This window comes from Shewanella sp. NKUCC01_JLK, from assembly GCF_019345615.1.
Lineage (GTDB): Bacteria > Pseudomonadota > Gammaproteobacteria > Enterobacterales > Shewanellaceae > Shewanella > Shewanella oncorhynchi.
Genome location: NZ_JAHKRD010000004.1, coordinates 266,859 through 279,804 on the forward strand (window position 1 = coordinate 266,859; position 12,946 = coordinate 279,804).

Genomic DNA, 12,946 nt, shown 5'->3' on the forward strand with positions numbered 1-12,946 from the left:
CCCTATGAAATTTGAAACACTCGGTTTATCTTCTCCTATTTTGAATGCGATAACTGAGTGTGGCTATCAGCAACTCACTCAAGTGCAAGAGAAAGTGATCCCGCTTGCCTTTGAAGGCAAAGACATTATGGCCTGCGCCCAAACGGGTACAGGTAAGACGGCTTCCTTTGCTCTGCCTGTACTTGAAAAGCTGGCGGCTGAGTCTTTAACAAGCGACAGCAATGATAAACCGATTTTACGTGCGTTGGTGATGACTCCCACCCGCGAACTCGCGATCCAAGTCTGCGAAAATATCCAGAAATACAGCCAGTTCCTGCCACTGAAAACCTTAGCGGTTTACGGTGGCGCCAACATGAATCCCCAGCGTAAAGGGGTAGAGCAGGGCGTTGATATTTTGGTGGCAACTCCTGGTCGTTTATTCGACATTATTGGCCAATTCCAGTTAGATTTGTCGAGCGTTACCACATTAGTGATCGACGAAGCCGACCGTATGTTAGACATGGGTTTTGTGCGCGACATTGAAAAAGTGAAACGCTTAATTGCGCCGCAGCATCAAACCATGTTGTTTTCAGCGACCTATAGCGATGCCGTCAAACAACTCGCCGAGAAAATGCTGAATGAACCTCAGTGGGTCAATGTTGCTGACACGACTACCGCATCCACAGTTGTGCAGGAAGTCTATCGCGTTGATAAACGTCGCAAAGCCGAGCTGTTGTCTGAATTGGTTGGCCGCAACAATTGGCGGCAAGTGCTGGTGTTTGCCAGCACGAAAGAAAGCGCCGAGCATTTATTGCAAGAATTAAAGCTGGATGGCATAGCTGCAGGTGTATTCCACGGCGATAAAACACAAGGCGCCCGTAATCGGGTGTTGGAAGAGTTTAAAGCCGGTAAATTGCGGGTGCTGGTGGCGACCGATGTGGCCGCTCGTGGTTTAGACATTCATGCCTTGCCTATGGTGATCAACCTTGAATTACCTTTCCTCGCCGAAGACTATATCCATCGTATTGGTCGTACTGGCCGTGCGGGATTAACGGGTCGCGCGATTTCGTTTGTTTCACCTTCTGACGATGAAATGCTCGCTGAAATTGAAGCCTTGATTGAGCAGAAACTGCCCGTGTCGGTACAACCGGGTTATGAAGAAGGCACGCCTTTGCCTGCCCGTTACCGTGATGCGCCCGCAGCACCGATTAAGCCTATTGGAAAGTGGAGCCATAAGGCGCCGCAGGATCGTACTATTGGTCAGTCTCGTCAGGGTAAGTACGCTAAAGGTAAAGTACAGGACAGCAAAGCAGGTGCCGATAAATCCTCTAGCCGTGCTAAGCCAGCTTCTGGCTCAGGTAAGCCGTTTAATGCGACTAAACCTAAGTCGAATTTGGTGAGCAATAAGTCAGGTTTTGGCTCTCGCACCAATAAGTCAAAATAAGCTAAGTCAAAATAAGTTAAGTCAAAATAAGCTAAGCCCAACAATCAAGGCTAATAAGTGCAAAGTGCCTATTAGCTTAGCCGTCTAACGGTTACCTAGTTTGTTGATTTGATTGTTGAATAGTCAGTTGCATATTTTGCTGCATAGCCTGTCGCTATTCTAAAAGCGCATCCTCACCGATGCGCTTTTTGTTGAGCTTCGAAGCCAATACTTCTACACTCGAGCGCCAAGCTTTCTATTCGAGCGAGTTTCCTTATGATTATCAAAGCGATTCCCACCAATATCATTACAGGTTTTTTAGGTGTAGGTAAAACCTCTCTGATTAAGCAATTGTTGGCGACTAAACCCGCGGATGAAATTTGGGCAGTGCTGGTCAATGAATTTGGTGAGGTCGGCATTGATGCTGGGTTACTTAATTCCTCCGATAACGGCATACAAATTCGTGAGGTTGCGGGTGGCTGTATGTGCTGCGCAGCAGGCGTACCGACACAAGTGGCCATCAATCAGTTGATTGCGAAAGCGAAACCTGACCGCTTATTGATTGAACCGACTGGGCTTGGGCATCCTAATGAAATCATTAAAGTATTGAGTGCGCCCCATTATCAGAATGTGATTTCACTGCGTAGCACCCTATGTTTGGTGGACGCGCGTAAGATCCACGATCCTCGCTATCGCGAACATGCAAATTTTATCCAACAGTTGCAAGTGGCCGATGTGATCATCGCAACTAAGTCTGACTTGTATGATGCTGAAAATACTAAGTTACTCTATGAATTGCAGACTTATTTAAGCCATATTGAACGTACTGATATTCCTGTAGTGAGCCACTCTAATCAACAGCCTTTACCTAGCGCTTTACTGGACTATCTTAACCAACCAAGGCGCGTGTCACTCAATATAAATGGGCATGCTAGCGCGGGCCTAAAGCTGGGTAGTCTACCGACGACTGCCCCAAGCTTGTTTCGTGCTGGTGGTTCTCGCTTGAGTGAGTTGAGCCTCTTTGCCGAAGGTGCAATCGAAGCCGCACTTGATTTTGATGATCGCGGTATAGTGCGAAAGCAGAATCAAGGTGAAGGTTGTTTTAGCTGCGGCTGGGTATTTGAACCGAGCCAAGAGTTTGATTTTGATAAATTAATGGATTTTATTCAGCGGCAAGCTCTGTCATCCAACGTTGGGCAAGTGTTGCTTAGATTAAAGGCTGTGATGATCACTACTGATGGAATTGCGGGATTTAACTGGATTGACCATGAGTTTACTGTAGTTGAACTCGATGACACCTTAGATTCCAGGCTAGAAATGATTACGATGGACGACGTCAATTGGGACGAGATTGAGCAGCAGTTGATTGCTTGTCTTAGCTAACAGAATTCCCCATCACTCTTTATTACAGGTGTGAGCAAAGATAAGAGGGGCGGGTTTGGTGGGAACAGTAAGGTTGGATCAGTAAGGCAAGGTCACGCGGTATTTTTGGCCGAGTGTTGTGAGTGTGCCATTTTGGATCATCTCCTCGAAGAAGCTGTCAAAACGAGTTCTTAGCGGATCAAATTTAGCTTGTTTCGGAAAAGCCATAAAGCCGTCTCGCACATCGATTATCGGCATGATTGGCGTAATTGCTTTAGGGATTTTGATTTGGGCGAGCACAGCATTTGTATTGCGACTATTGGTGGCGAGTAAATCTAAATCACCCCGCGAAAGCCGTTCTATGCCACTTTTAATATCGACAAATTCATTGATATTTAATGATTTAGTTTGTTCAGTAAACCTTGTGCCATAACTCCAGCCCTGCATTTTTCCAATCCGTTGCGTTTTGATACTGGCATAGTCGCCATTCCACACTATTTCATTGTCTGCCCGAGCATAAAACACCATATCATCGCGGTAAAATGCCTTCGCCGCAAAAACCAAGTTGGCATTACGCTCTGGGGTATCGTAGGGACCAATAAGAATATCCGCTTGGCCACGTTCAACCATAGAGATAGCGCGGCGCCATGGGGTAATTTGATAGTGAATGTTCACACTTTGCTGCTGGGCGAAGCGATTCAAAATATCGACACCTAAGCCTGTATATTCTCCATTGGCTTGTAGTTCAAAAATTTGGCTGAAACTCGAACCCACTGCGAGCAGGTCTTTGGCCTGTGCAGTCAAGCAAAGGCTGCTGAGCGCCAAAAGGACGACTTGTGCAAAGCCTTTGCTGAGTATCATGGCATTCCTTGTGTGGTTTGAATGCGGGAGGTTAGAACACTGTCTCTCGTAAAAGCGGCGATATCGTTATGCAATTCACTAGGGTTAAGGTTAGCAAATTTTACCCAGATTTGATTGCACGTTAACATTTTAATGTTTTGAAATAAATGGAAGATTAATCGTAAGGGCATTAAGCCGTTGATCTTCAATCGATACGTCATCCTATCCCTCAGTCAGCTTAGTTACGCTTATAAGGTTTCAGTTTGTATCATTCACTGATGGGGTGGAGAAATGTATTTTCCTTATGCGTTTAAATCAGTTAAGGCCGAATAAAGGGGATTGCGGTATGCTCTGCCATTCATTGATTTATACGCCAATGCTGGGCGGTTTATTTGAGCGGGATGTTATGAAGCTGCAGGAAATAGATAAAACCTTGTATCGTAAAAATATGAATTTATTCATTGTGATTCTAGTTGTTAGCTTAGTCGTGTTATCGCTGATTTTTGGTACTGGACTCATTGCGCTGTTTGGGGCGACGCCAGTGCCAGGTGAGCCAACAGGTAATTTTCACTTGAATCTCTTAGGCGTAATTTTCAGTCTGGGTCTATGTAGCGCTGTGATTTACAACTTAAAAGACCGACCTTTTTTCAGTGAAATTTATTATGTGTGGCAATTAAAGCAACTCCATAATCGTATTTATCGCAAGCTGATAAAGATTAAAGCCGCTGCGGCGCAAAATGACGTGAATGCTTTGATTATACTGCTGTTTTATTACACCAGTTTAAGGCAAGTGTATGAACTCGATGACAATACGCTGACCTTACCGGCACTGACTCAAGATCTTAATCGTCTGAATGCGCAAATCGAGAGCTTAGGCCTATTGCTTTCGCCCGAACAATTTACGCCTGAGTTGCTGACAAGATCTTTCTGATACTGATGAGGCAAGATGAGGAGCGCTCCTCACATTGCCATATCTAGCCCTTATCTTGTCTTTGTCGTCCTTGCCCAGAATGAGGTCAGCGAGTTTCACTTATGCGGCTTGCTGGGCTCTTTGTAGTGTGAGTAACCACTTACCATAGATGTAAATTCCTACCGCTGAGATAGTCCCTATGGCGGCTATGATGTACCACGCCATGCCAATGTTATGGCTGTGGTACAGCAATTGGGTGAGATCGTGTGCGTTTTCACCTGTGTAACTCACCAAGGTAGTAAAGGCCTCACCTTGGGGAATGGCGCTGACCTCAGTGCTGTTCATGCCACGCTCTAGCAATAAATCCCGCGAAAACAATTCCTTTGATGCATAAATCTCGTAGAGTTTAGGGCCAAAGTAGCCTTCTAATCCCCAGCCGATCCCTTGGGGCAACATCACAAATCCCAAGTACATGGCTTTTTTGCCTTCGGGAGCAATATTACCCATAAACTCGTTTTTCTTCGGGCTAATCATCATTTCGCCAATGGAGAACATGGCAATCGCGAATACGATAAACCATGCCGCATGGAAAGCACCGATAAACACAAAAGCTAAAATACTCAGCAAACAACCAATAAACATGGCGGTAGTGATACGGTATTTAGCCGTCAGTGCCGCGACGATAAAACAGCAGGTCATGATCAGGCCCGCATTAAGGTTGAGCATGCCTTCGGGCATCACCTTAGTGCCTTCGTTATTGAGGCCAAGCCAAAATTGCAGAATGCCGTTACTGGTGCCTTCGCTGCCAAAGAGGGAGGTGACGATTACGCTGGTATCGACCCATTCGGAAATATGGATAGGCAGTACATCGAATAAGGCATTGAACAAGAACCAAAATCCTGAAAAAACGAGCATATAGTAGATTACAATCGGCTTTTTCAACTCGCGCCAAGCATCACGCCACAGGGATTCTTGTTCGACTTCACCCGATTTTATTTGCTTATTGCGTTCCAGTCGCTCGGCTTTACCAGGCTCGGTATAGGTGAGTAAGAATAAGAAGTTGAGTGAGATAATTGCGGCGCAGGCGAAAAATACATTGTCCCACGACAATTGGCGCATATGCACGGCAACTAAAGGCCCGAGGAAACCGCCAATGTTTACAACTTGGTAAAAAATGCCCCAAGCCATTGAAGTGTTATTGCGATTAGTGGACAGCACTAAGGTGCCTTGAATGCCCGGTTTAAATATCCCTGTGCCTATGGCAAGGAGTAATGCACCGACAAGGAAGCCCCAAAAGCTGGGGAAGAATGCCATGACGAGATAGCCAAAGATTTTAATGATGGTGGAGCCGAAGATGGTTTCTTTGTAGCCCACTCGGTCAGACATGCCACCGGTGAAAACGGGCACAAAGGTTTGCATGATCGCCCAGAGGGAAATAATAATGCCGTAGTCACTCAGGCTGATCCCAAGGCCGCCCGCAGACTCTGGCGCTTTAGCGTACAGTCCTGCACTGGCTTTAACACCGTAGTAGGCGATACGCTCGACTAACTCCATACCGCCAACTAACCAAAACACATAACCTAAGCTAGTAATGGAGGCCCACATGCCGAGCTGTTTGACTTCTCGCAGATCGTTGCCTGCATTTGGACTATTCTGACTCATGTCCTTCCCTTATTATTGTTATTGAATTTATTTCTGTTTAACCCATTAATTATCAAAAGCTTAAATTTATAAAGTTAATGATTTCATCTTGCTTAAATACGTTAATGGGCTTGCTTGAACGGATACTTTACCTAATTCGGCCTTAAACACCAAAAAAGTAGCAGAAAATGATGAATTAACCCACATCTGTTATTGAACTGTACTGAGTTTGTCATTTGGCTGAAATTGGACTGTTTCTGCTTAAGTCATTGTGATGATTAATCTTTATTGTTAATTATTCACAATGAACATGCTTTGAGTTCTCGCTATTTTTAGGTACAATCCATTGTCGCATTTTTGTTCACCCGATCATTTTTCTAGATAGATACGACTCTAGCCCCCCTTTTTGTGAGAAACGCTAATGACAGCAACAACATCTAATCATGCTCCTGCGGATATGAGCTTGCTCGAGGAGCCGATTGCGAAGCTTTTTTGGCGCTATACCATACCCACCATAGCCTCTATGTTGGTCACGGGCGTATATGTGACAATTGATGGCATCTTTGTTGGCCACTATTTAGGTGAAACAGGGCTGGCGGGGATGATGCTAGCTTACCCTGTAGGCGCGATTTTATACGCTATTGGCGCCATGATAGGTATGGGTAGCGCGGCATTAGTGTCAATCAATCTTGGCCAAGGTAATGTAGTCAAGGCACGTAAACTACTGGGTAATGCCTTTACGTTATGTTTATTAACGGGATGCTTTTTTGCCCTTGTTGGTGGGATATTTTCGCGAGATATTTTGGTTGCTCTCGGGGCGCAAGGGGAGATGCTCGAAAACGCTAACGAATACTTATTCTGGTATTTTGCACTGTGTCATTTCCCCATAATTTCAATGACCTTTACCACACTGCTGCGTAATGATGGCAGGCCATCCATGGTGACTTGGGTGCTGATTTTGGGTGGTGTATTAAACACTTTCTTAGACTGGCTGTTTATTGTGGTTTTCCCCTTTGGTTTAGCAGGTGCAGCGATTGCGACTATGTTGTCGCAGGCGGTAACGGGGCTTTTGTGTTTACAGCATTTTTTCAGTCCGCGCACTCAGCTTAAAATCACTTTTGAGCAGATGAAGCTCAAGCTCGATAATTGCCTTAATATAGCCCGCGTAGGTTTCCCCAGCTTTTTGATGAATCTCTATTTGTCGATAGTGTTAACCCTGCATAATACGGCTTTTTTGTGGGTTGGCGGTCCATTACATGTGGCCGCCTATGGTGTGGTGAGTTACACAGAAGCGTTTTTCTATCTGATTTTTGAGGGCATTGCGCTTGGTACTCAACCCATTTATAGCTTTAACGCGGGAGCTGGGCGCTTTGACAGGGTTAAACAAGCGCGCAATATTGCCTTTGGTATGACGTTACTTACCGCAGCCTTAGGTTTAGCGCTGATTTATTCTCGCCCTGAATGGTTAGTGTATTTGTTTGCCGGTGATAATCCGAATTTAACACCAGTGGCGATTGAAGGTATGCGCTGGTATTTTTGGGGCTTGCCTATGGAAGGCTTAATCTTAGTCGGTGCGAGTTTCTTCCAAGCGATTAACTGTTCGAAACAAGCTTCTATGCTGACGGGCGCTAAGCTTATTCTTATCGCTGCGATCATCTACTGCTTTGCATGGGCGTTCGGTGTGATTGGTGTGTGGGTGTCGCTCGCGACCTGTAGCACTATCTTGACGATATGGATGTTTTACGCCATGAAGCGAGTCGAGGCACGTTTGCATTAATCCTTGCTTTGGGCTGTATTGGTTTCGCCTGATTTATTGACAAGACAAGGAGCGAGACAAGTAACCTTTAGCTTGGGCATAAGTGTTTAGTTTTACGTAAATTTTACAATTGGGGCGATTAATGGCCCCGATTGTAATTGCCCACATATCTTTCGTCGTTAAACATGACTTAGGGCTAGCGTGGGATGATGGCCTCTGGTACATTTCGCTGGTTTAATCTGCAATCAAAAATGACTTATCCAGGCGTGCTCTTAAGTCGAGGCTATAGTCCTCAATTAATAGACTGAGTTCGCTTAGGCTTTTAGGTCGATTGATCGTTGATATGACTGGGTATTGAGCCGAATGACTCGCTCGTTGATTTTAGTAATTTATGTTTTATGAGGCCCTTATGCGCACCACTGCAGTCATTTCTATGCTGTTGCTTGGCGTGTTAACGACAGTTAATGCCAGTGCCAAAGAGAATGAGTTAGTGTTTGCCAGCGACTTCGAAGGCAATCGTTTATCTCAACCTTGGTCGTGGATCATGGGTTGTCAATTTGAAGGCGCTGAACCTCACACAGGTGAAAGTGCGCTGCTTTGCGTCGAAGGCAATAGCAGTATCGTCAGTAAGTACCCTATTTCTGAAGCGGGTCTATTAGAGTTTTGGGTCAAAACCCAGAATACTCAAACCCAATATCGAATCAATGTATTGACCTCTCCGGTATTAAAGCTCGATGCCCAGTGGCAGCATGTTGCTTTAATCGATATCACCCCTGGGGCTAACGAATATTTAGCACACCGAGTGTCTATTGATGATCCGAGTCGCCAATATATCCGTCTTGATATTGAGGCCATTAATGGCCCTATCAGTTTGGACGATTTGAGCTTAGGTAAAATTCGCCTTGATATGGCCCTGCAAAAAAATGAGCAGAAAATTATCGGCGGGATTTTAGATAAGCTGAAAGCTGATAAGAATTACGAAGTGCAGTCTGAGTCATTTCGTACTTTAGGTAAAAATTATGCCGCCCAGCTCGAGAGCCAAAGACAATACCTCGAGTACTCGAATGCTATTTATTCAAGTATCACCTTTGTGTTGGCGACGTCTGAGCGTAATAAAATGTCTAACCCTATGGGATATAACACCTTTAGGTCGGTTTTAACTGACGCTAAACGTGTGGCATCGCCTCTCCAACAGGCGCGTTTAGGCTCTATGGTGAAACCCTTTGGTGACTTAGCAACTGCCACCTTAAACGTGGTTAGTGCCGGTGCGTATTCCGCCTTTGCCGAACCCTTTAAGTCATTCTTAGCTGCGACTTTTGATCGCTCTAATTATGACAACAGTGACTTAAGCCGTAGTGATAAAAAGTTTGCTGAAGAAAATGGCCTGAAAATTTATCAGCAGGCCGAACGGTTTATGTCTGAAATCGAAAAAGAACTGCAACAAGTCACTGCACTTGACAATGATTTAGTCAGTATGCAGAAGAACTTAGATAATTTCCGTAAGGATCTCGACAAACATCTGCGCAGTTACTTACAGCATGCCAGTATTGCCCGCACACCTGAAAATTACAGCCGAGTGATGAGTAAAGACGAGCAGGCACGCGCGCTGGTGATTGCCGAGGCGAGTGCCAATATCAGTGCTAAAGCTGAGGCGCTATTGGCTTCGAACAGCAATGCAGAGTTAGTGCAGTACATGATTAAAACCACTGAGAAGATTGATGAATTTCAAGAGTTCAAGGAACGTTTTAATCAGATCACTTCGGCCATGCTGACCTTCTACGACAAATTTGAGCGCTCTATTGCCGCCGAGCAAAACCCCTTTACCGATCCTAGCGATCGCGCCGTGTGGGAGCAGCACGCCAAAAGCGCCCGTAACTATATTCGCCAGTCGAAAGAAGCGTTCACTAAAGCCTTTATGTAAAGTGTTGTTGTAAGTAAGTGGTAGTAACGGCCTAAAATTATGGCGATTTTTCTATTTTAGGTTTGGAGTTATCAAGGATAAAACAGGTAGTCAGAATCATTTCTGTTAGTGGGCAAGGATGATGAGTAAACCCTATACAACAACTCGGTTTGACACAGATACCGCCACAATGGCGATATTTGATCCCGCGGCATTAACTCATCGCTGTGAAGATACGGCTGATTGGTGGTCTGTGCCGAGTGACGAAATTTTGGAAATCAATCAAGGTCATGTGCTATTCGTAGGACTTGGCGCCGATGGCTGTTATGAGGTTGAAATTTTCCGTAAGCTAGGTGAGGCTGGGCTCAATTCGAATTATCTCTCTGCAAACTTAACAGTATTGTCAGGGTGCCTGTATATTGGCGCCGCCGAGCAAGTTCCAGCAGGAGATCTTGGGCCTGAAACAACCTATGGCGGCGCTTTAATTTATGCTGTGCGAGGAAATATTGAGGTGAGAGTGTATCGGCTTACACCCCATAAACTGGTGGTTGAATATGAGTCAACCTCAGAAGATGTACTAAACGAGTTTACGTCTAGCCCATTACTTTAAGCGGCTTACTTTATTCGCTATCATTTTTAATCCTTATACGGGCTGTTAAACACCAAAGGTAACTTGTTAATCATCAGGGGTAAAAAAGCAATTTAACATTATGAGTTCTATGATGAATAATACTAAATGGCGCGAATGTATGACGCTGTTAGCTTCTCGTCCTGTGTATTTGCAACTACAGTTGGTCGGTGAAGAGGACTTTCCTCTCGATTATGAAGCCTCAAATCAAGTGTTATCCGAGATCATGGCTACTGATTGCCTTTTTGTGCAAAGGCGTATTCGCTATAAATCCATTAACGCGATTAGAATTGCGAAAACCGTTTTTCCCGCCGGTTTGGCGGATGACAATGTATTTCTGCTTGCTGAATTAAAAATCAGATTACAGCAACTCGGCCAGTTACCACTAATTGAAGACGATCAGTTTATTGTTATTCATGGCTATCATGACCTCATGGTTTGTTGAATCCAGAGCATCTACACTGGCTTACAACACACACCATATCTTAAGTTCGCTCTGCGATGGAGTTCATAGACTTCACAACCTAACAATGGCTCAGTTCTATTAAGAACTGCGCCAAAACGCTCAAAGTAGTCTTCATTAACTTGTTTTGCACTGATAAGTGGTACTTCAATACTGACATCTACACGACCTTTACGTATCAACGCTGGGTCAAGATTATCAGGATGATTTGTGGTCATTATTACAAGGCAGTCATCAAGAGGAATGATTCCGTCTAACGCGTTTAGAACGCCACCTAAAGTGAGTGGTGGGTTATCTGCATTACTTTCAGCAGTACGTGATACCGTCGCCTTTACACAGTCACAGTCCTCTATTAACAACATAGCTCCGGGCGGTACCTTTCTAATCGCCTTATGAATAGTGGCATCATTTACAGTAGATAGATTCAATATGTATAGATCGCGATGATACTCAACAGCTAAGGCTCTCGCTATACCCGTCTTACCAGTACCCGTTTTTCCATGTAACAGTATGGTTAGCTTACTTACAACCGATTTCCCTCTACTTGCGAAGTTATCAACTTCCCCCATCAACTTCTGCTTAAACCCTTCATCTAGCACTAATTCACTAAAGCCCGATGATTTCAATGTGCCATAGCGACACCATTCGGTTTCTTCGAAAATATTAACTTTTGGCTCTGTAGATATATCTCCACGAGTATCTTCTAAAAAACTATATAGTTTATCTTTTGCCCACCATGGTGCACTTACAGTAATAGTATCGTATGCCATCGTACTATCGACCTTAGAGCGGGTAGCCAACATGAAACAACCAGCGTATTTAAACAGGTGCATACCGTAGCCGATAGACTTAACACTGACACGCCCGTCGTAACTCACACTATAGTCATAGTACACAGCCTCAGAGATAGAGCGTGAAAAAAACGGAATGGTAGTATTACTGATCAAAAAGGACAGTTTATTGAATACCTCTGTGCGCGCCTGATGGCTATCGTCTATAGTGAGCCGCACAAACAGCAGACTACTGAGCCAACTTAACAGCTTTGCGGGGACATCTTTTAGCATGTAGCCTACGAGTCCAATTAACGTAAATGTTAATACTCCAACAATGACAGCCGTCAACAAAGGATCACCATTGGTGAGCGCCTTTATTTGTAGTAATACCTCGTTCATTTACTCACCTTTACTATAAATGCCTCATGGACATAGTCGAGAATACTATCAACCGAGTCGAGGATACTACCAAGGTATCCTCAGTATGTGCGCTATCGCACGTGGTTAAAGCGACTTGATAAAGATCCCCTGCTTATCACTAACGATTGCCTTAGAATGTAGTAATATCACATTTTAAATCAATATCTTAATGTTGGGTTTATATTTAAACGTCACTAACGTACACAGATAAATATCAGAGATGGCGCCGTTCATCAAAGAGCAGGATGGAGCGGCCCTGCACTGAAGAATCCCCTGATGATTTACATATAAATCATTAGATTGGAGTGAACTTACACCTTGAAGTGTGATCTGATGGAAGTGCGAACAAACATCAATCACAGGGCTTCAAGGTGCAAGTGTTAACTATCTTACATCAATCTCTCTATCAACATTGTCCAGAAATCCATCAAAAGCGACTCAATACCCTCATGGTTGCTTGCCGAGCACTTATCAACGCGGATTGCCTCACCCTAACGCATTTAGGGCGGCACATTGATGGCACCAGCACTCATACTAAGCACTCAATAAAACGCATGGATAGATTGTTGGGCAACCCGCATCTTCACCATGAAAGAATCGCTGTTTATCAGTGGCATGCAAAGTGGTTGCTAACAGCACATACGATGCCGACAATATTGGTGGATTGGTCAGATATGCGTGAAGGTCGTGAGCTTATTGCGCTACGCGCCTCTATCGCTATCAAAGGTCGCTCTATCACACTCTACGAACGAACATTTCCGTTAGTGCTGCAAGGCACTCAAACCGCCCATAATCAGTTTCTTAATGAACTCAGAAAAGTATTACCTGACAACATCACCCCGCTGATAGTC

At 44.6% G+C, this 12,946-nt stretch carries 10 protein-coding genes and 1 pseudogene; 8 read left to right on the forward strand and 3 right to left on the reverse strand.

The annotated features are described in order from the left end of the window. The first annotated feature begins 4 nt into the window (after positions 1–4). Together KO537_RS06630 and KO537_RS06635 are read left to right on the forward strand one after the other, a co-directional pair. The gene (locus tag KO537_RS06630) at positions 5–1,423 is read left to right on the forward strand and encodes a DEAD/DEAH box helicase (protein ID WP_219234089.1); all 1,419 of its coding nucleotides are present in this window, start codon (positions 5–7) and stop codon (positions 1,421–1,423) included. 255 nt (positions 1,424–1,678) lie between these two features. Further along, positions 1,679–2,785 carry a GTP-binding protein gene (locus tag KO537_RS06635; RefSeq protein WP_173246005.1) on the forward strand — a complete coding sequence of 369 codons (1,107 nt, stop codon included), beginning with the start codon at positions 1,679–1,681 and terminating at the stop codon, positions 2,783–2,785. Positions 2,786–2,863: 78 nt separating this feature from the next. Here the strand turns inward: KO537_RS06635 and KO537_RS06640 are convergent, their stop codons facing one another. Continuing rightward, on the reverse strand, positions 2,864–3,625 hold the full coding sequence (locus tag KO537_RS06640; protein WP_168823321.1) for a transporter substrate-binding domain-containing protein: 762 nt from the start codon (positions 3,623–3,625) through the stop codon (positions 2,864–2,866). A gap of 385 nt (positions 3,626–4,010) precedes the next feature. On the opposite strand from KO537_RS06640, the gene KO537_RS06645 reads away from it, so the two are divergent. Beyond that, positions 4,011–4,535 carry a DUF3087 domain-containing protein gene (locus KO537_RS06645; protein ID WP_113941071.1) on the forward strand — a complete coding sequence of 175 codons (525 nt, stop codon included), beginning with the start codon at positions 4,011–4,013 and terminating at the stop codon, positions 4,533–4,535. 99 nt (positions 4,536–4,634) lie between these two features. Here the strand turns inward: KO537_RS06645 and KO537_RS06650 are convergent, their stop codons facing one another. Continuing rightward, positions 4,635–6,176, reverse strand: coding sequence for an MFS transporter (locus tag KO537_RS06650; RefSeq protein WP_028760700.1), 1,542 nt, complete (start codon positions 6,174–6,176; stop codon positions 4,635–4,637). Positions 6,177–6,576: 400 nt separating this feature from the next. Here KO537_RS06650 and KO537_RS06655 point away from each other — a divergent pair, with 400 nt between their 5' ends. The 4 genes from KO537_RS06655 (at position 6,577) to KO537_RS06670 (ending at position 10,884) form a co-directional block, all read left to right on the forward strand. Next, positions 6,577–7,932, forward strand: coding sequence for an MATE family efflux transporter (locus tag KO537_RS06655; protein WP_028760699.1), 1,356 nt, complete (start codon positions 6,577–6,579; stop codon positions 7,930–7,932). A 388-nt stretch (positions 7,933–8,320) separates the two neighbouring features. After that, the gene (locus KO537_RS06660; RefSeq protein WP_113941018.1) at positions 8,321–9,832 is read left to right on the forward strand and encodes a hypothetical protein; all 1,512 of its coding nucleotides are present in this window, start codon (positions 8,321–8,323) and stop codon (positions 9,830–9,832) included. Positions 9,833–9,953: 121 nt separating this feature from the next. Beyond that, the gene (locus KO537_RS06665) at positions 9,954–10,421 is read left to right on the forward strand and encodes a DUF6386 family protein (protein WP_251071031.1); all 468 of its coding nucleotides are present in this window, start codon (positions 9,954–9,956) and stop codon (positions 10,419–10,421) included. 109 nt (positions 10,422–10,530) lie between these two features. Next, positions 10,531–10,884, forward strand: a complete 354-nt coding sequence (locus tag KO537_RS06670) for a hypothetical protein (RefSeq protein ID WP_251071032.1) — start codon at positions 10,531–10,533, stop codon at positions 10,882–10,884. A gap of 11 nt (positions 10,885–10,895) precedes the next feature. Here the strand turns inward: KO537_RS06670 and KO537_RS06675 are convergent, their stop codons facing one another. After that, positions 10,896–12,074, reverse strand: a complete 1,179-nt coding sequence (locus KO537_RS06675; RefSeq protein ID WP_219234090.1) for an AAA family ATPase — start codon at positions 12,072–12,074, stop codon at positions 10,896–10,898. 392 nt (positions 12,075–12,466) lie between these two features. Here KO537_RS06675 and KO537_RS06680 point away from each other — a divergent pair. Then, positions 12,467–12,946 (forward strand): annotated as a pseudogene (locus KO537_RS06680) (IS4 family transposase); the annotation flags it as partial.

Bases quoted from the DNA above. Each gene is read 5' to 3' on its own strand.
- KO537_RS06630 (WP_219234089.1), top strand. From the start codon at position 5: ATGAAATTTGAAACACTCGGTTTATCTTCTCCTATTTTGAATGCGATA.
- KO537_RS06635 (WP_173246005.1), top strand. From the start codon at position 1,679: ATGATTATCAAAGCGATTCCCACCAATATCATTACAGGTTTTTTAGGT.
- KO537_RS06640 (WP_168823321.1), bottom strand. From the start codon at position 3,625: ATGATACTCAGCAAAGGCTTTGCACAAGTCGTCCTTTTGGCGCTCAGC.
- KO537_RS06645 (WP_113941071.1), top strand. From the start codon at position 4,011: ATGAAGCTGCAGGAAATAGATAAAACCTTGTATCGTAAAAATATGAAT.
- KO537_RS06650 (WP_028760700.1), bottom strand. From the start codon at position 6,176: ATGAGTCAGAATAGTCCAAATGCAGGCAACGATCTGCGAGAAGTCAAA.
- KO537_RS06655 (WP_028760699.1), top strand. From the start codon at position 6,577: ATGACAGCAACAACATCTAATCATGCTCCTGCGGATATGAGCTTGCTC.
- KO537_RS06660 (WP_113941018.1), top strand. From the start codon at position 8,321: ATGCGCACCACTGCAGTCATTTCTATGCTGTTGCTTGGCGTGTTAACG.
- KO537_RS06665 (WP_251071031.1), top strand. From the start codon at position 9,954: ATGAGTAAACCCTATACAACAACTCGGTTTGACACAGATACCGCCACA.
- KO537_RS06670 (WP_251071032.1), top strand. From the start codon at position 10,531: ATGATGAATAATACTAAATGGCGCGAATGTATGACGCTGTTAGCTTCT.
- KO537_RS06675 (WP_219234090.1), bottom strand. From the start codon at position 12,074: ATGAACGAGGTATTACTACAAATAAAGGCGCTCACCAATGGTGATCCT.